Source organism: Paraburkholderia sp. BCC1876 (genome assembly GCF_902833695.1).
In the GTDB taxonomy this organism is placed as follows: domain Bacteria; phylum Pseudomonadota; class Gammaproteobacteria; order Burkholderiales; family Burkholderiaceae; genus Paraburkholderia.
The window spans coordinates 612,458-632,202 of record NZ_CADFGI010000002.1 but is presented as its reverse complement, the minus strand read 5'-3'; the positions used below and the strand labels follow the sequence as shown (position 1 = coordinate 632,202).

Here is a 19,745-nt window from a genome sequence, read left to right as displayed (position 1 = left end):
GGGCAATAAAAAAGCCCCCGAAGGGGCTCTCTTAGACGATGCTCTCACCCCACTCTTCGGGGTCGTTAAGGTCAGGCTCTGCGCCGTTACCAGCAAGCGGCTCTGCGACCGATTCAGAGGCCTCTGCGGGCTTCGGTGCGGGCTTCAGGTACTCTTCGAGAGTCATACCTGCCGCAGCCGCCGCCGCTTCCATCTCTTCCATCTCACGCCGCGCTTCAGCTTCGAAGTCACTTGCCGCGTTTTCGTCGTCGTCATCGAATTCGACGGACGCCTTGGAATCGCGATAGTGATACGCCCACCATTCGGCCTCAATGTCTTCCGCGCTAACTTCGAGAAACAGCGGATGATTCGGCGGCAGGTTATATCGGTCGCGATACCAAAGCTCGTAACTATTCGCTAGTTCCTTCCCCCGCGACTTCGCTTCCTTGCGCTTGTTTGGGACGAAAAGAGTCCTCCTTATTGCGCAGGACGTTGTAGATCGCGGTGATTTTCTTTTCGCAGTCCGGGTCAACCAGCGGGTCGAGGTCGTCAATGTTGAACGAATCCGGCTGCGCGACCATCAGCGTTTGCAGCGTTACGACGGCCCACGACGACATATCGGCAATGTAGCCTTCCGGCGTGTAGTTCGATTCCGTCATGACGTTGTAGCGGCTGCGAATCTTTGCCACGTCGCCCATCTTGCGGCGGGCGAAGGTGAAGCGGCCGATGTTTTCAACGTCAACAACGAAGTCGGTTGCATGTGCTGCGCGCATATCAGTTACCTTTTACGAGAATAGAGTGTTTGTTTGAGCCGCGCGAGGCGGCCCGTGGATGGTTAGAGAATCACCGAATGAACGACGATGCTCTTGAGTTGTTCCGATGCGCGGTACACCTTGAAGCACGAGTTCTGAGCGAACTTCACCGGGGCAATCATGTTCTGCAACGCGACGCGAGCCTTCACTGCTTCGACCAACTTGGCTTCGAGTTCGCGGATATGGTCGTCCAGTGCCTTCGCGGCCAGCGTGCTTTCTTCGTGGCGAGCGTTGTGTTCCGCTTGCGCTGCCAGCGAGCGTGCGCGGGCCTGCTCGGCATTCACGGCCTGCAACGCAGCAGCGCCCTGGCTCGCGAGATTCTGAAGGTCGGCTTCGTCGGCGTCGGCGGATGCCTTGCGCAGTGCGGCCGTCGCTTCGTCAATCTTGCCTGCGCGAAAATCCGAGAGCGCCTTCGCGGCTGCTGCCTGCGCGTCGCTGATTTTCACCAGGATCGCGGACTGCTGCGCGTGCATGGCTTCGGCGCGTTCCGTCACTGCAACGAGTGCATCGCGGGCGTTGGCGAGGGCGATGAGCGCCGGGGTCGGTTGTGCTTTCAGTTCGGACATGATCTTTCCTTTACGGTTCTGGATGCTGTTAGGCGTGGGCGCTGCTGCGCATATCGGGAATGGGGCGAACGAGCGATTGCAGGCGGGCCGCACGAGCCTCTGCAAGCGTCTGCGCGTTCTCGGCGATGCGGTTGCTGCGCACCTCTTCGAAAGAGCGCTGTGCGGCTTCCTGCGCAGCCTTCTGGTCAGCCTGCGCGCGTTCGATGGCTTTGAGTTCGTCTTCGAGTTCGCGCAGCGCGGCGCGTGCGGCCGTCGTGGATTCGCCCGTGAGCAGCTTCGTGTTCAAGTCGAGCTTCGCCTTTGCGATTTTCTTGCCCAGTTCTTCTTTCGACATCGTCGCGCCCTCCTGGCGTTTCGTGTTCGGTTTGATCGTCATAGCCTTATCCCTGCTTCGACTGGAGCCATGCGAGCACGGCTGTTTTGCTGTACTTCGCCGTCTTCGCATTCAGGCGGAACGGCTTCGGAAAATCTTCGCTGGCAGAGATGCGGGCCGCCGTACTCTTCGACACGGCCAGAATTTCAGCCACTTCACCGATTGAGATAAGGTCCGCACCCTGCCCGGCAACGGTATCCACTGGGTTACCTCCGGGTTAGTTGGTCATTCGCGTCATTCGCGTCATTCGCGTCTTGTGCTTCGATGGACTCAACTATGGCGTCACGAATTTTTCAGGCGCAAACAAAATAAATCGCGTCATTCGCACCACTTACCCAAGCCAGCGAGTCGGGATGGCTCAATTGAGGTCATCACATAGGAGAGCATCCATGCACCGCCCATCACCCGCCACCAGTCGCGAGCAAGACCTTAACGCCGTGCCGCGCCACGCCGCACTTCTGAAAAACCTTGGCACTGCGGAAGACTATTCGGCGGCGCTTCACCACCACCTGCGCGCGAGCGGCAACACGCACGAAAGCAGCGACGCCCCCAGTAATCCGGCCGCCGTCATCCGCCGTTCGCATGGCCCCGATCCGCTTTTGCGCGGCGTGCCGAAGCGCAAGCCGGTCGCACAGGGCATGCCCCGCACTCGCAATGAAAGCGAAGACGATGCACTCGCCCGCATGAGCGACGCCCGCGAGCAGCGCGCCACCAATGCAGGCCGTTCGTTGAGCAAGGCCCAAGGCAGTGCGTTCGGCGCGTTTCAGGTTATGAAGGATCGCGTGCAGAAGGGCTTCGGTTCGTTCATGAAGGCGCTTGTGAGCGACGAGGAAGCGCGCGCCCGCACTCTCAGCGTGCTCAACTCGCTCTATTGCAGCAAACCGGCCACGCTCGCGAAGTCCACCGTCACCGATAGCGGCGACTTCGATTCGTTCGAGTCGCGCTACGGCGTTGCGGCACACGCGCCCGTTGCGAAGCCGATCACCGTCACCACGAAGCCTCTCGCAAAGTCGATCACGAAGCCATCCACGAAGCCCGTCACGATGGCGACCGTCAAAGCGCGCTTGCTTGGCCTGGCGCGGGCGGTCGGCAACGAAGAACTCGTCAAGTCGCTCGAAGCTGGCTACGGCTCGAATTCGGCCACTCTCACGGGCGGCAGCGCCATGCGCAAGCAATCCCTCTCGAAGCGTGTCGCGAGCACCACCATCGGCGGCGATCCGAAGCCGCGCTACAGCCCGGAAGAACTGCTCAAAGGCGCAGCCGCCGCCCTGCACGCGGGAGCCATCACAGGCGCTGAAGCGCAGGCGATTCAGCACCACGTCAACATGACCGGGAATTGCCCGGATCATCTTCTGAAGAAGCTGACTGGCGAGACCGCCGCGACGCCCACGCGCCTATTGACCCGCTCTGAGGTCGAGGCAGCGTGCGCGAAGGGCATGCAATCCGGCGCGATCAGCGGCACGGAAGGAATCCACGTCAACACCTGCCTGAGTCTCGGCCACCCAATCGACGGCGGCGTAATGCAGCGCCTGAAGTCCATCCACCACGGCAAGTAAAAGGAGCATCACACCATGAAGTTTTCCGACCTGAAGGCAGCGCTCGAAGTCGCCACGCCTCTCGAAAAATCCCTACCTACCGGCGTGCGCGGCCTGCGTTCCGTCGCGCCGAAGTATTCCGCCGAGCAAATCGAGCACGGCGCGAGCATGGCGCTTGCCCACGGCGCTATCGACGCACAGACGGCGACGGCGATCAGTTCGGCTCTCGCGCTGGGCGGCCCGGGTTCGATTCCGCAGAACATCATCAGCGTGCTCGAAGGGCGCGGCGGCTAACTGTGCATATCTGCATGGTTTCGAGCCCGGTTCGCCGGGCTTTTTTGTTGCTCGCTCGCCACACAAAAGCCTTATTCGAAAAGGATTTTGTTGACTCCGAATCAAGCCGTGGACGTGACACCAATCTGCATCCCTAGTCACATAGGGAGCGGGAAAACATGGGTTACTCTTCATTCGACACCGTCACACACGTCACCCGCGCATCCGCTCCCCTCGCCGCATTCACGCCCTCACACGTCGTCTATCAGGTCCAAGCCGAGACCGGCATGTCCGTCTTCGCCTGCCCGCGCCTGCATGCGACCCTGACCGCATCCGCCTGCGCTGCCCAGCATGAGCGCGGCCTTGTATCGTGCATCGGTTGCAGCGTTGGTAAGGCCCATTCTCGCGGCCGGATCGTCAACCCAAAAGAAACTCACGGCGGTCGCAGCCTTCCCGGTAGCGCGCAACAGCAAAGCTGCATTCGTTGCGGTCGCAACGGCCGCGACGAGCACTCTGAGCGCATCATCGGTCGCCTCAAGACGGTCCATAAATGCTCCGCGTTCCTGAAGGGCGGCTCGCGCAAAACAACGCTCTGCGTCTCGTGTTTCAACCGCAATCAGGAAGGACTTCATGGCTTTGTGAACTCCAAGGGCAACACGTCCAGAAAGCACAACTCAGCCATCCTGCGCGACACCGTCATCAGCTACATCGTCGGCGAGGCGGCGTTCGAAGACGTGGCAATCTCGCTTCGTTCCGGAGTCCCCGAAATCCGTCGCTTGCTCGAACGCGCGTTCGACGGAAAAGCCAAGCTCACCGCAGTCAGCTTCAATGGCGTGGCCGCGTCACTGGACGACACCGCAGACCCGCTATGGGCCGCAAACAACCCGCGCAAGCCGAAGGTGCATGTGCCGTTTGCCAAGCCCACAGCGAAGCCAGAAACGAAACTGGCGGCCATCGCCAAGCAGTCGCGCCGCGCCAAGCTGCTGCGCGCGGGCAAGAGTGTCGAGTCTCAGGCCGAATACGCCGACTCGCTCGGCGCGATGCTGCGCGATGCACTCACCGAACGCGACGGGTCTGGCCTTCGCGATCTGGCTCAGTGGCTGCTCGCCGGCATCAATCCCGGCCCATGGCGCTACGTTGCGCCCGCTGCACCGAAGCGCGCGGCGCGCGTGTATGCAGTCAGCGACGGCCACGCCGAAGCTGACCCGCTGCACCGTCTTGACGACGACGGCGGCGTGCTCGCGTATGCGCCCGTTGAGCCGTCCGCGCCGGTTGCCGATGCCATCGCACCGGCAGAGGGCGCGAAGACCGTCACGGACGATTCTGAGTGGGCTGGCGTCACTGTTCGCGACGGTCGCGGCGTCGAGTACGACATCGCCAACGCCGCGGCGCGGTTCGAAGTGGCACCGGAAAAGATCGCGGCACAGTTCGGCATCCCATCGAATGCCGATATGGTTTTCGCTGGCAAGACGCTGGGCGAATGGTCTGAGCGCACCGGCCAGACAGTCGCCGCCCTGGCGAAGCGCATGGTCGAAACCGGCTCACCGTTCGAAGGCAAGCGCGCCGCAATCCAGCCGCCGCCCGCCCGCGTCCATGTCGAGGCATCCACCGAAGCCTTCGAGGCCGCCAGCGAGCCCGCAATCGAGCCGGAAGAGGATGTTGTCGAAGTCGCCGCGCCGGTTGCGCTCGGAAACACGCATAGCGGCATGACGGCGGATCAGTTCGCCGCTCACTTCATGCACAGCCAGCGCGACGACGCGCCGAAGGGCATCACCGAAGCCGATCTCGTTCTCGCCACCGGATGCAGCCTGACCGGCGATTACGTGCCCGCACAAGCCGATGAAGACGTTGCCGATACCGATACGTCAGAGCCGGTCATCGAGCCCGTTGCAGCCGCTCCCGTGAAGCCGCAGAAGGCATTGACTGGAAAGCAACTGCGCAAGCTCGAAAAGGCACAACGCCGCGCAGAACGCGAGGCAGCAGCACCGGCACCTGAGCGCCCCGCTATCGGCAAGAGCCCGCGCGCCATCGCAGTCACGGCTCGCGCGCTCGTACAGGTTGCCTTCGAGTTGAACGGCTACAAATCCGCGTGACACGAACATAGCACCACACGATCCACACCAGGAACCAGCATGACCACCATCGGCACCATCCACCTATTCACGAAGTTCGGCCGCCGCGCCGTCACCCGCACCACCGGCACGCTGTTCGACGCGAGCGTGCTGCACTGGATCAGTCGCGAGGCGTCGAAGTACGTCTTCGATTCGCAGATTCCCGACGGCGCGGACCTTGGCGATTGCATCCGCTTCGGCATCGCCATCGCCGGTCTGGAATTCAGCCGCCACGCGAGCGCTTAAGCATGAATATCAGCAAGCCCATGGGCAGGCCGCCCCGCGTCCGTTTTGAGCCCGGCGCACGATTCGGCCGCCTCGTTACCGTGTCTGAGTACAAAGTCGGCACCGGGCGCAGCCGCTGGATTGTTCGCTGCGATTGCGGGAATCCCGATAAGGTAGTGGTCGCATCCGACGTGATCCGCTCTAAAGTCCTCTCATGCGGCTGTATTCGCGTGGCAATGGGCGTCGTTCGCGGAAAGTCGAACATTGGCGGCACCAGTCGCCCGCATGGCGAGGTCTGGACAATCGACAGCAAAACGATCAACGAGTGGGCGGCGGAACTGGGCGTTACGTCGCGAGCCATCCGACAACGCATCAAGGCGCACGGGCACCCGCTCGGCAAGCGCAGAAAGACAGCCTGAGAGGATCATCATGACCACCACCACGAAGCACCCCGCCCCGCCGCCGTCGCTATTCAACGCGGCCCTGACGCTGCACCTGTTCCAGCGGGCAGCATTGCAGAAGCTCACGCAGACCGCGCGCCCTGTAAATTCTGCTTAGGAGTGCATATAGTTATTGCGTCGAACGCAGAATCCCGATAAAATCGTTGTTGAATAACGGTTTTGTCGGGATTTTGCTTTGTGGCTCAGGCATAGCAGAGCCATCCGGCATCCGATGGTTGAGCCAGAGGTTAGCCAGAAGGTTATCCTTCCGCGAACCATCCGATAACCTTCCGCTGTTCGGCGCTTTCTGTCCGAGTTTTCTCCGCAAAAAGTCGGAGAAAGTCCGCAAGGCGTCCGCGATCTGTCCGCAGTTTGTCCGCATAACAGCGTGACATTTTACGCAATGCGGTCAATTCGGATGCGGACACGGGCACCTAATGCGCGAGCAAGAAAGCGATGTTGAATATGGGTTTTCTCTGTTTTCGGCGCTAGATCGGGTAACGCAGCAAGCGTTACTCATGCGTTACCGATGCGTTTGCAGAGCGTTACCTAAGCCCCTTCTAAGGGGCTTCAAAGGGTCATCGAAGGGTTTCGAAACGGTTCGATTACCCCTTCGAAGTGCCGCGATGAAAAGAAGTCTCCCTCAATGAGGGATAGTCGTTCATTTTGTTGTTGCAGCTTTGATGATGCGCCGGCAATATCCGCTTCGTTGCATGTCGAGCGGCCCTCTCACCCGCACGATAGGAGGCGATCCGGCGCAACAGCACAGCAGCACAAAAGCATCACCACGGCCCGCAGAATGTAGCGGTAGCCCGAATGATGGCTCTGTTTGAGATCGCCTCTCGTCCAGAGCCAGACGCCTGAGAAACGTCAATTCGAGCTACCAGTACAAACTGCGGGCTTTGTCTTTTCTGGATCACATGCGATGCCGCAAAAGGCACGCGGGATAGGAAGAAAGCTCACAGGGGGCCATAACCCAGCCCTGAAGAATCGGTATCGCGCCGACTCAATAAACGCAGTGAAGGTCCGGGGAGAACCGGCCAGGATGTTGACTGAACGCACTCAGGCGCAGCAGCTACCCTAACGAGCGATATACCTGCCGCGATTTTTTTTACGGGTGAGGTTCTGTTTACTCATTCGAAGCGGTTTTGCAGCAGCGCTTGCATCACGCCGCGGCGATCAACGCAGTCAGTAGCGCCTACGTGAGACGCTGCGCGTCGCCCGGCGAGGGCATCACCGACATCCTGAAAGACGTGCATTTAGGCTCTCACGGGGGGGCCATCCGCCCGTCGCGAAGCGACTCACGGAGGATGCCCGAGCGGCGAGCGGCTACGGCACACGCGCACCGACAACGCTGGCAGCAACAACACACGCATAGGACAACGAATGGGACGCGCACGCCTCACCTTCGAGGGCAAAGACTTGATCGACCTCGCTGCATCCAGCGGCGTGAAGTTCAACACGCTGCGCAAGCGGCTTATCGTCCACGGTACGCCGTTTCCTGCTCACCTTGATCCGGCAGTGAAGGGCGCAGCCCGCCGCGAGCGCGAGCGCGAGCGCCGCGCCACGGTTCAGCGCGGGGCCATCGCCATCGGCCAGACGTTCGGGCACTTGACCGTCACTGGCCGCATAGAAAGCGCTGCAAGCGGCGCGTCGCGCTGCACCTGCACCTGCACCTGCGGCGGCACGAAGGAAGCCCGTAGCGACCGTCTGCGCAGCGGCGAGGTCCAGTCATGCGGATGCCTGCGCGCAGAGAATGTCCGCAAGGCTCGCGCGAACGTCCGATCACATGGCCGCCCGCCTATCGTGCCCATCGCGACCGGCAACGTGTTCGGCCGCCTGACCATCACGTCACCTGCACCGAAGGGAAAGCGCGGCATTGAACGCTGGCACGTACGCTGCGCCTGCGCCGTCGAGAAGGTCATGAACGGGGCAACCATCAGGCACGCACTCAAGAGCGGCACAGAGCCGTCCTGCGGCTGCGTACGCGCCGAGAAGAACGCCGAGCACATGCGCGAACTCGGCAAGCGCGCCGGGGAATGGAGCAAGGGACGCACGGTGACGCCCATCGAGCCGGGCCGCGTCTTCGGACGCCTCACCGTGCAATCGCGGGCACCGCAGCCGCCAGGATCGAACGGACGCGCTGCCTTCTGGCTGTGCCGCTGCGAGTGCGGCGGATCGAAGACGACGCGCGCCGACTCGCTCTTGCAGGGATGGACGCAGTCGTGCGGCTGCATGCGCAAGGTCGGCGTGGCGAAGGGCACCCCGAATCAGGGTATCCATGCGAACGCGGCGGCTTACCCGGAATCGCCCGCAAACCCTTGTCGCGCCTAGATAGCAGGAATTCCTGCTTTCGATAACCGGAATTCCGGTTATTGGCCTAAGCCATTGATTTATAAGGATAGCTGGGATTCCAGCAATCGACCGCCGAGATAGCCGGGATTCCGGCTATTGGTCCGCGCTGGGGATGATTCAGTTTTGAAGCATGTCGCAAGTCATTGATTTCATTCATGACCCAAATTTGGGCCATCTTTTTCGACGCAATATGAACGAACAGAAAATCGACATCAACGCGCCTGGCCTCGGCCACACGAGCACGCAGGCTAATGGCGTGTGCGGCATCTACCGCATCACCAATCCGGCAGGCGCTATGTACTTCGGCCGCTCAACCGATATCGGCCTTCGCTGGCGCTCGCACGTCACCAACAGCAATTCGGGCGGCGCTGCTAAGGCGGTTCTCGCGTCGTTCAAAACCTACGGCGCGGGCGCACACGTCTTCGATGTTGTCGAGTTGGCGGATAAGGACGATCTGCACGACCGCGAGAACGCATGGCTTGACGCCGCATTCGCCGCGCAGGCAGCGGGCCGCGTCGTCTTGCTGAATGCCAGCCCGTCACGCCCGAAACGCTCACAGAAGCCGCCCAAGCCGCCTATCCCCGACCACGTCGAGCTACTGGCGCGGGCTGAACGCGAAGCGCGCCGCAGCCTTTTCATCGTCGCCGCGGTGAAGCTCGCCAACGAGGGCCGCCCTCTCGATCTTCGCGACCTTTTGGGCGCAATGGGCGGCAACCACAACGCCGCGACCCTTGCGAAAACCATGCGCTATTCAGGTCTCGCGCCTGGCATGGTCCCGTATGTCTCCACGAAGCCGGGCGCACCCAGCCGCGCAGCCTGATAGATGATCCAGATTTGGATCATCACCCTCTATGCGGGAGAGGAACCAAATTTGGTTTCTGACTAAGTATTTGATTTGATTCATGACTCAGATTTGAGTCATCTTTTCGCGGGTCAGGATTCAGTTTTGATTTCTGACCTTCCCGGACTGGATAGCGGGAATTCCCGCTTTCTCGGCGAGGGGTATCGCGCTTCGCTATCCCCTATGCAGATTTGCACACGCCCCTGCGAGGGGCCACCCCGCCCCGCGCTACACTCGCGCAGTCGAACACCACGGGGACGAACGATGCGACGCTATTCGAGGGTACGGGAAAAACTGACCAACGCACTCCACCGGCTCGCCACGCGCGAGGGCGACGTACGCGAGCGCCTGCGTGCCGCGCATTGGGCGCTTGCCCAATTGACCGCCCAGGAACTCCCGCCCGAACTGCGCGAAGACTGGCAGAGCATCATCCACCGCCTCACGCGGAAAGGCCCGGAGCACGACGCGGCCGGCGACGTATTGAACAGCGCGCTCGAACACACAATGCAGTCGATTCGAAACAGCACCGGGCGCGCCATCGCGAACGACATTTACCGGCTGTACATGAATTTCGTAAGCGCCTACGGGCTCTGATTCGGCGAAGGGTCGCCGCTTCACCGCCAACACTACCCCGCCATCGCGCACCGGAAGCGATCCACCCTGAAGCAGCCAAAACGCTTCACACGGGCCGCGCCGCGTTCGAGGTCACGCAGGTATAGGCGCGTGTTATCGAAGTCCCTGCGCAGGCTATCGACGGCCTTGTCCACGATATGCGGCGGGCACCCGTCGATCAACATTTCGAGCATCAACGCACTGATTGAGCGCTCGAACAGGTCGCATGCGTTGTCGCTGCTCGGGTTGTAGTTCAGCACGGTCATATCGGTCCTAGTCGTTGGTGCGGATGCGGGGCACGCGGGCACGGCGCGAATGGGCCTGCATTGAGCGCAGACCCTTCGCAACCACCGGCAGCGGCAGCGGCGGCAGCGCATACGCCGGATCGTCGCGAGTCACCAGCGCATCCGCGCCCATGTGCGCACGTGCCAGCCGGGCAGCGTCGGCGTCGGCCAGGATCACGCGGATGGTCGTCGTGGACTTCGAGACTTCCTGCAATGCAGGGAGTGTGATTCCATGCCGCGCAGCAAGCGCATTCAGGTTGCGCTCGATCTGTTCGGTGGAGAATTTCGCCTTATTCAACAACGGTTTCTTAGCCATTTAGATCACCTTCCCTTGTTGGTCTATCACTTCGAATGCGTTCGGGCCGTAGACCTCTGCGCCGCCGATCTGAGCGCCTTCCTGCATGTGGACGACGATGCGGCACGGCGACGGCTTCAGGGGCTTCCCTACGAACTCGGCAACTTCCAAGCGGACGCGCTGAAGCTCGGCTTCCATTTCCGCGGCTTGCAACGCGATCAGCGCGGCCACGTTGCGCTGGCTCGCGAGCGCGGTCCCGGCACCCTCTTTCGTCCCGGCCTTCTTCAGCGACTCGTACAGCTTCGAGCGGGCCGCGTTCAGTTCCTTCAGGTGGCGGCCATTGATCGCGCGCTGGCGGCCCACGATGGCGGCCTTCACGAACTCCTCGCGATCCACTTCGTCCAGGCCGTCGGGGATGCGGATTTCGTCGGCGTAGTCGTTCGCCGGCGCGGCGGGCGCAACGTAGACATCGGCCACGACGCGAGCGGGCTCACTGGCGACCATACCGGGGTATGTGGCGGCCCCCTGGGTCTCGCTCGGCACGGCGTTTTCTGTAACTTTAGCCTGCGAAGCAGCGGCACCAGCACCAGCATCGGCTTTCTTCCCCGCAGGCAGAGGAGCGACGCCGTAATCACGCTGCCAATTCTTCGCCCAGCCTTGCACCGTGGGCTTCGAGACCGAAAACTTCGTGGCGATACGGCCATAACCCCAGCCCTCTTTCTCATAGAGGCGGCGCGCTTCGGCCATTTCGTCAGGAGTCAGGATTTTCTTAGCCATATCAATCACTTACATAGGGTTTCGCGGTCGGAAGTGCCAGAAGTGGCACCGTGCGCCGGTCGGCGGCAGTGAGCGCGCCCGTTCATGCCATCGTGGCATCACGTCCGGGGTATGGGGTATGCGTCGGGTATGGACGGGTATGGGCGGCGGGAATGTGGCAAAGCGTGGCGCGAGGGATGCGGAAATTCCCGCATCGGTCAGCGGCTCGCCAGAATCGCGCTTGAGCCCTTCGGGCGACCACGGCAATACCTTGGCGTGGGCGGCGGGCGTGACGGCACCATGAGCCCATAGAACAGGAGCGCAACATCATGGCCGGTCTCAATTTCAGTCTGTCCTTCACCCTTCCGAACGTCCCCAATCTCGGGGCGGTCATGAACAAGGGCAATTTGCCGCTCTTGCACAAGGCCGTAGCAGCGACGGCGAACGCAACCGCAGTGCTATGGAAAGAGCGCGTCGCGACGGCGCGGCTATGGAATGGCGAGAAGCAAGCCTATATCGCGTCGATCAAGGTCCGCTGGCTCAACGATCTGCACGCAGAGGTCTATTCCGACTATCCGAACGCGCAGCCCATCGAAGCCGGGCGTCCCCCGGTAGACCTCAAGCGGATGCTCGCGACTTCGAGCAAAGTACGCGTGTCGCAGAAGGGAAACCGTTTTTTGGTCATTCCGATGCTGAAGTCAACGCCAGATATGGTCGCCCACGGCCCGGCCATGCCGCCGAGCGTGTACGAACTCGCGAAGGACATGGAAATGAGCAGCGTCGCAAGCAACAGCGGCGCGCGCCAGACGGGCGAACTCACGTTTCTGTCGCCGGGCAGCGGCATGACGCCGATGGCGAATCAGCCGCACAGCGCGGGCGTGGTTCCGCGCATGCAATACAAGTGGGGCGGCAAGGTCACAAACGCGGCCATGAAGGCGGCGGGCGTGTCGGCGAAGGAGCGCAAGCTGTACGCTGGCATGGTCAAGATGGACGCGAGCACGCCGGGCGCGAAGTCTTCGGTCTATCTCACGTTCCGCACGATGAGCGACAAGTCGGCTGGCTGGCAGATTCCGGCGCGGCCGGGCATGAACATCGCGGCGAAGGTCGCGAGCGATATGCAACCGCTGGCGCAGGCAGCGCTCAGTGAGGCCGTGAAGCGCGAGGCGCAGAACTCGTAATGCAAAAGCCCCGACGCAGGGAGATTCAGCGCCGGGGCTTTCTTTCAACAACCGATTGCGTCGGTCAGGCGTTCTACGCCAGCAGGCACGCGTGAGCGTGTGAACGCATGGGGATCGGGGGAGTTTTGCATTCCCGTCGCCATTCCCACTGCGTAGAATGCAGTCGATACTCGCGTCGATCTGCTGCGCGTATGCGTGGGATCATCATGGCGTCACGATCCGAGCGCACCGCGCATCACAAGAAACCTATATTCCACAACGAAAAAAATCCCCGACCACCACCGGCAGCCGGGGAGAAAAGCGGCGCGCGAGTGACGCGCCACCTGAGAGACTTCACAGGTCCATCACGTCAATGAGTACGATTTCCGACGTATCCAGCCACGCAATGAATTCGCGCACCTGTTCGCGCATGTGCGCCTCGTCTTTCGCGTGCCCGCAGAACGTAGCGGACTCCACGCCGCAGCCTTTGGCTTGCAGAAGGAAGTGCGGCTCGCCATCGTCGCTTACGTTGTCCGCATCCTTGGTGATTTCGCAATCGTCCACGTTCATCGCGGCCAGAAGGTCTTTTGCGGCAGCGCGGGCCGCATCCTCACTGCTCGCGGTAACGTCGAAGTGAACGGAAATTACGTCGTGGTCTTCATTGCCGACCAGGTAGGCGCGCTTCGTCATGGTTTTGCCTTCAGCAGATTGCGTGTGTAGATGAATCCGAGTGCCGCGAACGTCGGAAGAAGCCCCCAGGCTTGCGTATAGACCGCGTAGACGGCCCACAGAGACTGCGCTGCTATGCCGATCTGCCATGCGCGCTTCGAGCCGTTACCGGCCAGCCACGCGCACGACAGGGACATCAGCGAGAGAAGCCACGGCAGGCACTTCACGATCAGAAAATGGATGCTCAATTGCATTGCACGTAATTTCCGTAATTGCGGCAGATAAGCGGGCGCGGCTGCACGACGTACACGGGGCGCGACGCCTCCACTGCGGCAGCACCACCGGCCATCCCCGCACCAATCGCCATCGCGATATTTTGTGAGCGCGCAACGCACGCATCAGGATCATCAGCGTGCGAACACAATGCGGCGCAGCCGGTCATCAGCATCGTTGCGGCGACGGCCGCGAGTAAAAGCAGTTTCTTCATGGTCAGGCTCTACGAGATCAGAATACGAACGGCGCGAACGGGCAGCAGACCGCCACAACGATGATGGCGGCGGCGATGAATCCCTCGCGCTTGGTCATCGGGTAGCGGTAGTTGATGATGTCAACCGCCGCGATCATTCCGAACACGAAGGACAGAGCGAGCGCTATTTCGACCTGCACGTTAGTCATGTTCATTTCGCTTGTTGAATATGGGTTTTGTGCCCCACCGTACCGGGCGGGGCTTAGGGGAGAATTACGCCGTCGCCGTCGGAGCCCAATAGCTCACCAGCTTCTGACCGTAGAGGCGACCGATGCGCGACGTTACCCACCCGTCCACGTTCTCGGCTGCGGCCCAATGCGCGGCCTCTACGGGCTCGCTCGCAGCAATCGCGTCGGCGGCCTCTGCGCACGCCAGGTACAGCGCGGCGCGAAGCGGATCGTATTTGGCGGCCGGCCGCGCAACGCGTTCGAGCAGCTTTTCAGGCGAGCAGCCCACCTTCTTCGCAACGAAGTGAATTGCGGTGCGGCGTGCGCGGGCGGCGATTTGGACGGTTGTTTGCATGGCGCTGGTTCCGTTAGGGGTCCTGTGTTTCGATGAGTGAATCATAACGATACAGGGCCACACAATCAAGCTAAATCTGCGCGGGACGCACAAATTTATTCGAAGGCGCGTTCGCGACGCGGATCACCCTTCACGAACTCGCTGGCGCGCATGGAGTGCCCGAACTGCGGCGCGAACTTCCAGCCCGTTTTGCCGTCAACCAGCAACGCATTGAATTCGATGAAGTCGCCGGTCCCGAATTGCGTATCCGGCTTGGCCTTCCAGCAGCCCATCCAGCGCCCGCGATAGTAGCGGTCGGTGCGAAGCATGAAGGCGATGCCCTGATAGCCGGGAAGCGGGCAGCGTGAGTGCGTCAGCAGCGATGTCCCGGCATTATCTTCGGCGTACGCGAACACCTTCACCGCGTTGTAGGTCGCGTTCTCCTCGCGATCCTGGCGAGCTATTGCAGCCGCAGCGGCATCCCGCTCCCCCTTCTGAATTGCAGCCTCATCGCCCGTGCCAGTCAGATACTCATGAACCTTCTCGCGCGCAGCGTCGGCATCTGCCTGACTCGCGAACGGCCCCGCCGTAAGGCACATATGCGCCATGTGGGTCGGAATTCCGAGCCTGTCGGGAAGCTCGTATCCAACGCAAAAATCGAATGCCCCCGACATTCCCCGTTCGTGCTCTTGAGCCTTACTCAACGCCGCCTGATCGGCAATCTCCTTTTTTGCAGCGTCAGCTTCAGCCTGGCTCGCGAACGGGCCAGCCATCCATTTGATCGGCACTGCGTCGCCTGTCGCGTACGTCGGAATGTCTTGCGCCCACGGCAGCATGCTCGCCACAGGGAAGTCATACGCATGGTTGGCGTGGTCCGGTTCCGGTTCCTGCGTGTCGGGGGCGCTCCACGTCGGGTTTGCTGCATACGCGTCTGACGGCGCTGCTGGCACGCACTCGGTATGCGAATAGCCCGTTTGCGCGTCGTGCGTCGTCACGGGGACGCACGTAGCAGCGCAACCGGCGAGCGATGCCGCGATCATGGTGGCGAGAATGACGGTCTTTTTCATTGTGCGGCCCCTTGCGAGTCTTTCGGCAGACAGACGAAGCGAATCACACTCTCCTCAATCGAGCCCGGCTGAACGTCTACCCACCTTGAATCGTTGCCGAGAAGTTTCACGTCGGAAGAAATTGCGCCACTCGGATCGTATGTAAGAATTTCGCCCATGCGAATCTGACCAGTGCTGCAACCAATGATCGCGCTACTAACCACCTTCGATACAGGCTTTCCGTCTATCGGCGCATTGTCATCGCGGGTCATTTTCAACCAAACGGTAACGCCAAAATCGGCGGCAACCGGCTTTGTGACGTACAGCGTTACACCGCTAGGCGTCTTTTTAATCAGGCTCCACGTTGCGTCAGATTCGGCTTCAGCGTGCTTTGCTGCAACCGCTGGCGTTGAGGCCGCAACCGCATTGGCGGCCTGCGCATTCTGCACCGGGCGAGTCAAGTTGATCGCGCCAACGAACGCAGCGCCAGCGGCGAATGATGCCACTGAGGCAGTGATTATCTTTTTCATATTGAGTCTAAAATTAAGGTCTTTTTATAAATTGGTTACTGCGAATCAGTCGTGGTGGCGCGCTCTGTGTCGTTCAGGTTCGCCGGTTGATCGGGTTGCGCATCGGACGCTTCCTGCGGCTCGCTCGCGCCCTCTTCCACGTAGCGCTTTTCCGAGAACAACTGGACGCATTCCTCGCGAGAGTTCTCGCCATCGGCGGCGCATTTGTCCAGATACGCGCGCTCGTCGGCCGGTAGCTCGGGTTCCGGCGCGACGGTTGCGCTTGCCGCGCTGGCTGCGTCGATTGCGTCCTGCTCGGCATCGGAAGGCGGCCCGCTGTACGGGATCACCTGCGGTACGACATCGCGATATTGCGGCTGCGCTGTTGCGTCCGCTTGCGGCATCGTCAGATTCGTTTGGACGTGCTCGCGAGCAAAGCCGATCACCAGAACTGCGACGACCCCGACCAACGCGACTTTCCAGAAGCGAAGCAGGAAGCCGCCGAACAGCGCGGCCAGAATGAGCGCGCCGACCAGCGACCACGCCTGACTGCTCGAAATGCCCATGATGCTTGCGAAAACGTCCACGACGAACCCCTTGTTTATAGATCGAACCAGTCCACTTCATCGCGCGGCGAGCGGCGCAGAACCCGTCTGAGAAGCTGCGCCACCACCACCGACAGGCCACCAATCAACCCGCCGATGCACGAACCGAAAATCAGGCCATTCCAGAATTCCTGCTCGCTCATGGTGAGAGCACGACAAGCGCCACCAGCAACGCGACGCCCAGCGACAAGATCAAGCCCTGCGCGAAACCTATGGCCGTCTTACGATTCATGAGACTGGCGATCATGCCGCGACCTCTGCGCGATCAACAACCGGCGCGGCCTCTGCGCTCAGTGCCTTGATGACGGCAATGTGGCCGTCGGCTGCTGCGTCGCCGAGCGATCCGCAATCCGCGCCATCCATCAGCAACTGAAGCACCGAGTCGGCCGCAAACAGAGCCGTCAAAAGCGTATCCACGGCGTCATAGCGCGCAATCTTGCGTTCGCCATCCTCAAGCATCTTTTCCGCGCAGCGCAGCGCGGAGAAGCAGCGCGCCGACCAGCTTTCACAAACCTGCTTTGTGCGCGCATCGCGGGACACGACGCGGCAGCGGTCGAACGCGGCGCATGCACGGATCAGGGCGGCGCTCAGGCGGGTTGCTTGAGCCTTGGAAGGCTGCGCCCTTATCAGAAGCGTATCGACGCCACTGAAGGGCATATGGCGCTCGCTGGGCGCGTCCAGAATCTCGGCGATTGCGGCGAGCGACGCTTCGCCGGTCTGCGTTGGCTCGAAAAGAGCGTGCTGCGCGGGCGCGGCGGCCAGCACGCGGGGAAGTTCGGCGAGGGTCTTGGCGCGCGGCTTGTCGTCTTGGCGCGACTCGCGACGGGAAAGGCGTAGGTATCTCGGCATGATTTTCTCTGTGTTGTGTGGGTCGGCGGGGAGCGACGGGTTAGGCTTTCGGCAGGCGCAGCGGATGCGCGCGGAAACCCGGGCGCGGCTTCGTTGAGTACGGCGGGCACTCTTGCAATGCAGCCATGGTTGACCAGGTGCGCGCATAGGCTTCGTGCAAGTGGTGATCGGCGACAGAATCCTTAAAATTCGTGTAGTCCGTCGCGGCCAGCTTGGCGGCCACCACGTTCGCTACAACGTCACGCGGAATAAAGGCGCGGAATGCGTAGTCTCTGGCGGGCAGCGTGACGACGGGATACGTCTTGCCGAACACGGCTTCGATGTCGCCGACGCGGCGAGCGCGCACGTTAAGCACCTTCGGGTCTTTGTCGGATGCGACGACGGACAGAAACGAATCGTTGAAACAGAGCCATGCCATGATTGATCTCCAGGTATCCTAAATATTTCCGCGCGAGCCATCCCGCGCGGCGTTGGTTTGTTGGTTATTTGTAGCCGTCGATTTTGCGTGGCGGCTCGTCTAATTTGAGAGCGCTTTCGGGGATGCCAGGAGGCAGCTTTTGGCGGCCATAGATAACAGCCTGCTCGCGAAGCGCGTCGCTCACGTCTTTGTCGTCGGGGTGTGCCCGGTCGGTGTTTGATTTTTCCATGATCTATCTAAGGTGAGTCGCCCGGTAACCGACCGGGCCACGGTAAAACACGATTCTTAGATTCGACTTACGGGCAGGGGCGCTTTCCTTGCAGCGCCTCGTTAAACTCGCGCATCCATGCGGTATTCGCGCGGACCTCGGCAATCACCGGCTCGAAAAGTTCTGCAAGCTCGCGGATGCAGGCAAAAACATCAGTCTTATCTTGATGCAACATGGCAAAACTCCTTTTAAAACATCGCACTACTGAAAATTGATGAATTAGGAGTTTCCTCGGGATGGTTGATGGTTAGGAGGCGAGGATGCGGCGAACGCCTTCGAGTTCGTTTGCCACGCCACGCAGCGCCGGGCGGGCCGGGATGCCGCGATGGATCGGCTCTGCACCATTGGCTTCGAGGCGGGCAATGCGGGCGCGCAGCATGTCGCGGTGGGCAAGCGTCGCTTCGAGCGAGCATTCGAGTTCGGCCAGTTCCAGCTTTGAGCGCTCCAGGCGCTTTTGATCCTGTTCGGCGGCCGTCATGGTGCGCAGCGGGTTCTTCAGCTTCATGGTGTATCTCCGGGGAGTCGGTTGGTTGTGTGGCCCTGCTATGGATCGAATCATAGAACATATGTAGCCACACTTTCAAGTGTTTTCTTGAAAATGTTGTGTCCACACTTTCGAGCTATAATTGGGCATCAACATTTAGGCGGGGGCAGCATGGAAGAAGAAAGGAACACGCACGGCGGCGCTCGGGCCGGAAGTGGCCGGAAGGCGTTCAACCCGGACGGCGGCGAAACACCGATCCGCAAGGTTCGCTTGTCGGATGAGGCATGGGAAAAAGCGACGGCGCTCGGAAAGGCGGCAGACCCGAAGGGCAGCGCATCCACTTGGATTCGCCAGCAAATCGAAGACGCCCCCGATCCGCGCGATACGAAGAAGCGCAGGAAGTAACCAGCAGCAGAAACGACAAGGCCCGGTAACCCCGGGCCTTTTTCATTGGCGCGACCGAATCACTGCAACATGGTCGGCGGCTCGTGTACGAAGCCTAGATTGGCCTCTACGCGCTGCGCTACCAGTGCCTCAGTGGCGACTTCGTTCTCGCGAGCGGCGCGCTCACGGATCGCTGCCGAGTGGAACGCCACCAGCAGGAGAAAAAGCGGCCCGTCGGCGCGCGGCTTGCCCTTGCGGCACGTCGGAAGCTCGAAGCCGTTGGCGACCAGGCCGGAAAACGTCGTGCTCGGCGCGAACCCGGCGCGATAGCGGCCAGCGCCGATCAGGTCCACGCGCTGCTGCACTGTCATCGTCGCGTCGATCTCTTCGCTCAGGCGCACAAGCTCTGCGCCAGCCTCGATGAACGCGCGGCCGATGTTACCCATAACGCGGGTCCAGTGCGCCTCTTGCTGTTCGACCATCGCGATATTCGCGCCGGTCTTATGACGCCACTCGCGAGCGCCGCGCAGCCAGCGGCTTGCTTCGTGAAGATCGCGACTCAGGCGCAGGCTGTAGCGGCGCAGGCAGTACAGACGCGATACGACGCTGCGCGGGGCGGAATTAGGCTGCTGCATGGTCGCGCTCGGCGGTGTCGCGGTCTTCGATCTCACGCAGCCATGCCGTTTTCGCGTCGGCGTGGGCGCGCTGCGCCAGAACCAGGGCGCGGTGCGCGCTGCGGACATCCTCGGCGGATGCGTCCATATGCGCGCGGGCACTCGCGACCGGATCGGCGTGAGCGGCTGCGGCGTGGTTTGCGATGCGTGCGTGGGTCTTCTTCGTTGCGGCCATGATGGCTCCTATGCGTGGTTTGG

At 61.4% G+C, this 19,745-nt stretch carries 35 protein-coding genes; 11 read left to right on the top strand and 24 right to left on the bottom strand.

The features are described 5' to 3' along the window. Positions 1 to 31 precede the first annotated feature (31 nt). The 5 genes from HWY05_RS09370 to HWY05_RS09350 form a co-directional block, all read right to left on the bottom strand. A complete protein-coding gene (locus tag HWY05_RS09370) occupies positions 32 to 202 on the bottom strand; it encodes a hypothetical protein (protein WP_176058138.1) in 171 nt (56 codons plus the stop codon). A gap of 187 nt (positions 203 to 389) precedes the next feature. Further along, the gene (locus HWY05_RS09365; RefSeq protein ID WP_176058137.1) at positions 390 to 752 is read right to left on the bottom strand and encodes a hypothetical protein; all 363 of its coding nucleotides are present in this window, start codon (positions 750 to 752) and stop codon (positions 390 to 392) included. Positions 753 to 814: 62 nt separating this feature from the next. After that, entirely contained in the window at positions 815 to 1,357 is a 543-nt protein-coding gene (locus HWY05_RS09360) for a hypothetical protein (RefSeq protein WP_176058136.1), read from the bottom strand. Between the two features lie 28 nt (positions 1,358 to 1,385). Then, a complete protein-coding gene (locus HWY05_RS09355) occupies positions 1,386 to 1,733 on the bottom strand; it encodes a hypothetical protein (RefSeq protein ID WP_176058135.1) in 348 nt (115 codons plus the stop codon). Positions 1,734 to 1,737: 4 nt separating this feature from the next. Beyond that, on the bottom strand, positions 1,738 to 1,932 hold the full coding sequence (locus HWY05_RS09350; protein ID WP_176058134.1) for an AlpA family phage regulatory protein: 195 nt from the start codon (positions 1,930 to 1,932) through the stop codon (positions 1,738 to 1,740). Between the two features lie 19 nt (positions 1,933 to 1,951). Here HWY05_RS09350 and HWY05_RS09345 point away from each other — a divergent pair, with 19 nt between their 5' ends. From HWY05_RS09345 to HWY05_RS09310, 9 genes are all read left to right on the top strand, one after another. Next, positions 1,952 to 3,286, top strand: a complete 1,335-nt coding sequence (locus HWY05_RS09345) for a hypothetical protein (protein ID WP_176058133.1) — start codon at positions 1,952 to 1,954, stop codon at positions 3,284 to 3,286. 15 nt (positions 3,287 to 3,301) lie between these two features. Continuing rightward, positions 3,302 to 3,559, top strand: coding sequence for a hypothetical protein (locus HWY05_RS09340; RefSeq protein ID WP_176058132.1), 258 nt, complete (start codon positions 3,302 to 3,304; stop codon positions 3,557 to 3,559). Positions 3,560 to 3,717: 158 nt separating this feature from the next. Continuing rightward, positions 3,718 to 5,631, top strand: coding sequence for a hypothetical protein (locus HWY05_RS09335; RefSeq protein WP_176058131.1), 1,914 nt, complete (start codon positions 3,718 to 3,720; stop codon positions 5,629 to 5,631). A gap of 39 nt (positions 5,632 to 5,670) precedes the next feature. Beyond that, complete coding sequence (locus tag HWY05_RS09330; protein ID WP_176058130.1) at positions 5,671 to 5,895, top strand: hypothetical protein; 225 nt, start codon at positions 5,671 to 5,673, stop codon at positions 5,893 to 5,895. Positions 5,896 to 5,897: 2 nt separating this feature from the next. Further along, entirely contained in the window at positions 5,898 to 6,293 is a 396-nt protein-coding gene (locus HWY05_RS09325; RefSeq protein ID WP_176058129.1) for a hypothetical protein, read from the top strand. Between the two features lie 10 nt (positions 6,294 to 6,303). Then, positions 6,304 to 6,432: a hypothetical protein gene (locus HWY05_RS38610; RefSeq protein WP_279614120.1), complete on the top strand. Its 129-nt coding sequence runs from the start codon at positions 6,304 to 6,306 to the stop codon at positions 6,430 to 6,432. Positions 6,433 to 7,700: 1,268 nt separating this feature from the next. Continuing rightward, entirely contained in the window at positions 7,701 to 8,648 is a 948-nt protein-coding gene (locus tag HWY05_RS09320; protein WP_176058128.1) for a hypothetical protein, read from the top strand. Between the two features lie 151 nt (positions 8,649 to 8,799). Continuing rightward, positions 8,800 to 9,489 (top strand): GIY-YIG nuclease family protein, encoded by a 690-nt coding sequence (locus HWY05_RS09315; RefSeq protein ID WP_176058127.1) that lies wholly within the window; start codon positions 8,800 to 8,802, stop codon positions 9,487 to 9,489. A 285-nt stretch (positions 9,490 to 9,774) separates the two neighbouring features. Continuing rightward, on the top strand, positions 9,775 to 10,104 hold the full coding sequence (locus tag HWY05_RS09310) for a hypothetical protein (RefSeq protein ID WP_176058126.1): 330 nt from the start codon (positions 9,775 to 9,777) through the stop codon (positions 10,102 to 10,104). A 32-nt stretch (positions 10,105 to 10,136) separates the two neighbouring features. Here the strand turns inward: HWY05_RS09310 and HWY05_RS09305 are convergent, their stop codons facing one another. Genes HWY05_RS09305 through HWY05_RS09295 form a run of 3 tightly spaced genes read right to left on the bottom strand, consistent with a single transcriptional unit; the run spans position 10,137 to position 11,478 of the window. Next, positions 10,137 to 10,388 (bottom strand): hypothetical protein, encoded by a 252-nt coding sequence (locus HWY05_RS09305; protein WP_176058125.1) that lies wholly within the window; start codon positions 10,386 to 10,388, stop codon positions 10,137 to 10,139. 7 nt (positions 10,389 to 10,395) lie between these two features. Then, the gene (locus HWY05_RS09300) at positions 10,396 to 10,722 is read right to left on the bottom strand and encodes a hypothetical protein (protein WP_176058124.1); all 327 of its coding nucleotides are present in this window, start codon (positions 10,720 to 10,722) and stop codon (positions 10,396 to 10,398) included. Then, positions 10,723 to 11,478 (bottom strand): helix-turn-helix domain-containing protein, encoded by a 756-nt coding sequence (locus HWY05_RS09295; RefSeq protein WP_176058123.1) that lies wholly within the window; start codon positions 11,476 to 11,478, stop codon positions 10,723 to 10,725. A 308-nt stretch (positions 11,479 to 11,786) separates the two neighbouring features. Between HWY05_RS09295 and HWY05_RS09290 the strand changes: the two genes are divergently transcribed. Continuing rightward, on the top strand, positions 11,787 to 12,635 hold the full coding sequence (locus HWY05_RS09290; RefSeq protein WP_176058122.1) for a hypothetical protein: 849 nt from the start codon (positions 11,787 to 11,789) through the stop codon (positions 12,633 to 12,635). A gap of 333 nt (positions 12,636 to 12,968) precedes the next feature. Here the strand turns inward: HWY05_RS09290 and HWY05_RS09285 are convergent, their stop codons facing one another. From HWY05_RS09285 to HWY05_RS09220, 14 genes are all read right to left on the bottom strand, one after another. Then, positions 12,969 to 13,304 (bottom strand): hypothetical protein, encoded by a 336-nt coding sequence (locus tag HWY05_RS09285; RefSeq protein WP_176058121.1) that lies wholly within the window; start codon positions 13,302 to 13,304, stop codon positions 12,969 to 12,971. Further along, positions 13,301 to 13,537 (bottom strand): hypothetical protein, encoded by a 237-nt coding sequence (locus HWY05_RS09280; RefSeq protein WP_176058120.1) that lies wholly within the window; start codon positions 13,535 to 13,537, stop codon positions 13,301 to 13,303. The genes HWY05_RS09285 and HWY05_RS09280 overlap by 4 nt, the downstream gene beginning before the upstream one ends. Continuing rightward, positions 13,528 to 13,770, bottom strand: coding sequence for a hypothetical protein (locus HWY05_RS09275; protein ID WP_176058119.1), 243 nt, complete (start codon positions 13,768 to 13,770; stop codon positions 13,528 to 13,530). The genes HWY05_RS09280 and HWY05_RS09275 overlap by 10 nt, the downstream gene beginning before the upstream one ends. A 17-nt stretch (positions 13,771 to 13,787) precedes the next feature. Beyond that, positions 13,788 to 13,958 carry a hypothetical protein gene (locus HWY05_RS09270; protein WP_176058118.1) on the bottom strand — a complete coding sequence of 57 codons (171 nt, stop codon included), beginning with the start codon at positions 13,956 to 13,958 and terminating at the stop codon, positions 13,788 to 13,790. 64 nt (positions 13,959 to 14,022) lie between these two features. After that, positions 14,023 to 14,331 (bottom strand): hypothetical protein, encoded by a 309-nt coding sequence (locus tag HWY05_RS09265; RefSeq protein WP_176058117.1) that lies wholly within the window; start codon positions 14,329 to 14,331, stop codon positions 14,023 to 14,025. 95 nt (positions 14,332 to 14,426) lie between these two features. Then, a complete protein-coding gene (locus HWY05_RS09260; protein ID WP_176058116.1) occupies positions 14,427 to 15,377 on the bottom strand; it encodes a hypothetical protein in 951 nt (316 codons plus the stop codon). Next, the gene (locus HWY05_RS09255; protein WP_176058115.1) at positions 15,374 to 15,886 is read right to left on the bottom strand and encodes a surface-adhesin E family protein; all 513 of its coding nucleotides are present in this window, start codon (positions 15,884 to 15,886) and stop codon (positions 15,374 to 15,376) included. Before HWY05_RS09255 ends, HWY05_RS09260 begins: the two co-directional genes overlap by 4 nt. A 35-nt stretch (positions 15,887 to 15,921) precedes the next feature. Further along, on the bottom strand, positions 15,922 to 16,452 hold the full coding sequence (locus HWY05_RS09250) for a hypothetical protein (RefSeq protein WP_176058114.1): 531 nt from the start codon (positions 16,450 to 16,452) through the stop codon (positions 15,922 to 15,924). Positions 16,453 to 16,466: 14 nt separating this feature from the next. Continuing rightward, positions 16,467 to 16,613: a hypothetical protein gene (locus HWY05_RS09245; protein ID WP_176058113.1), complete on the bottom strand. Its 147-nt coding sequence runs from the start codon at positions 16,611 to 16,613 to the stop codon at positions 16,467 to 16,469. Between the two features lie 100 nt (positions 16,614 to 16,713). After that, the gene (locus tag HWY05_RS09240; RefSeq protein WP_176058112.1) at positions 16,714 to 17,319 is read right to left on the bottom strand and encodes a hypothetical protein; all 606 of its coding nucleotides are present in this window, start codon (positions 17,317 to 17,319) and stop codon (positions 16,714 to 16,716) included. A gap of 40 nt (positions 17,320 to 17,359) precedes the next feature. Continuing rightward, complete coding sequence (locus tag HWY05_RS09235; protein WP_176058111.1) at positions 17,360 to 17,737, bottom strand: hypothetical protein; 378 nt, start codon at positions 17,735 to 17,737, stop codon at positions 17,360 to 17,362. Positions 17,738 to 17,801: 64 nt separating this feature from the next. Continuing rightward, on the bottom strand, positions 17,802 to 17,966 hold the full coding sequence (locus tag HWY05_RS09230; protein WP_176058110.1) for a hypothetical protein: 165 nt from the start codon (positions 17,964 to 17,966) through the stop codon (positions 17,802 to 17,804). A 67-nt stretch (positions 17,967 to 18,033) separates the two neighbouring features. Continuing rightward, positions 18,034 to 18,180 carry a hypothetical protein gene (locus tag HWY05_RS09225; protein ID WP_176058109.1) on the bottom strand — a complete coding sequence of 49 codons (147 nt, stop codon included), beginning with the start codon at positions 18,178 to 18,180 and terminating at the stop codon, positions 18,034 to 18,036. A gap of 72 nt (positions 18,181 to 18,252) precedes the next feature. Continuing rightward, positions 18,253 to 18,510, bottom strand: coding sequence for a hypothetical protein (locus HWY05_RS09220; protein ID WP_176058108.1), 258 nt, complete (start codon positions 18,508 to 18,510; stop codon positions 18,253 to 18,255). 150 nt (positions 18,511 to 18,660) lie between these two features. On the opposite strand from HWY05_RS09220, the gene HWY05_RS09215 reads away from it, so the two are divergent. Next, positions 18,661 to 18,894 (top strand): hypothetical protein, encoded by a 234-nt coding sequence (locus HWY05_RS09215; protein ID WP_176058107.1) that lies wholly within the window; start codon positions 18,661 to 18,663, stop codon positions 18,892 to 18,894. Between the two features lie 59 nt (positions 18,895 to 18,953). Here the strand turns inward: HWY05_RS09215 and HWY05_RS09210 are convergent, their stop codons facing one another. Both HWY05_RS09210 and HWY05_RS09205 read right to left on the bottom strand, forming a co-directional pair. Next, positions 18,954 to 19,508 carry a hypothetical protein gene (locus HWY05_RS09210; protein ID WP_208459084.1) on the bottom strand — a complete coding sequence of 185 codons (555 nt, stop codon included), beginning with the start codon at positions 19,506 to 19,508 and terminating at the stop codon, positions 18,954 to 18,956. Beyond that, positions 19,495 to 19,722 carry a hypothetical protein gene (locus tag HWY05_RS09205; protein ID WP_176058105.1) on the bottom strand — a complete coding sequence of 76 codons (228 nt, stop codon included), beginning with the start codon at positions 19,720 to 19,722 and terminating at the stop codon, positions 19,495 to 19,497. The genes HWY05_RS09210 and HWY05_RS09205 overlap by 14 nt, the downstream gene beginning before the upstream one ends. Between the last annotated feature and the right edge of the window lie 23 nt (positions 19,723 to 19,745).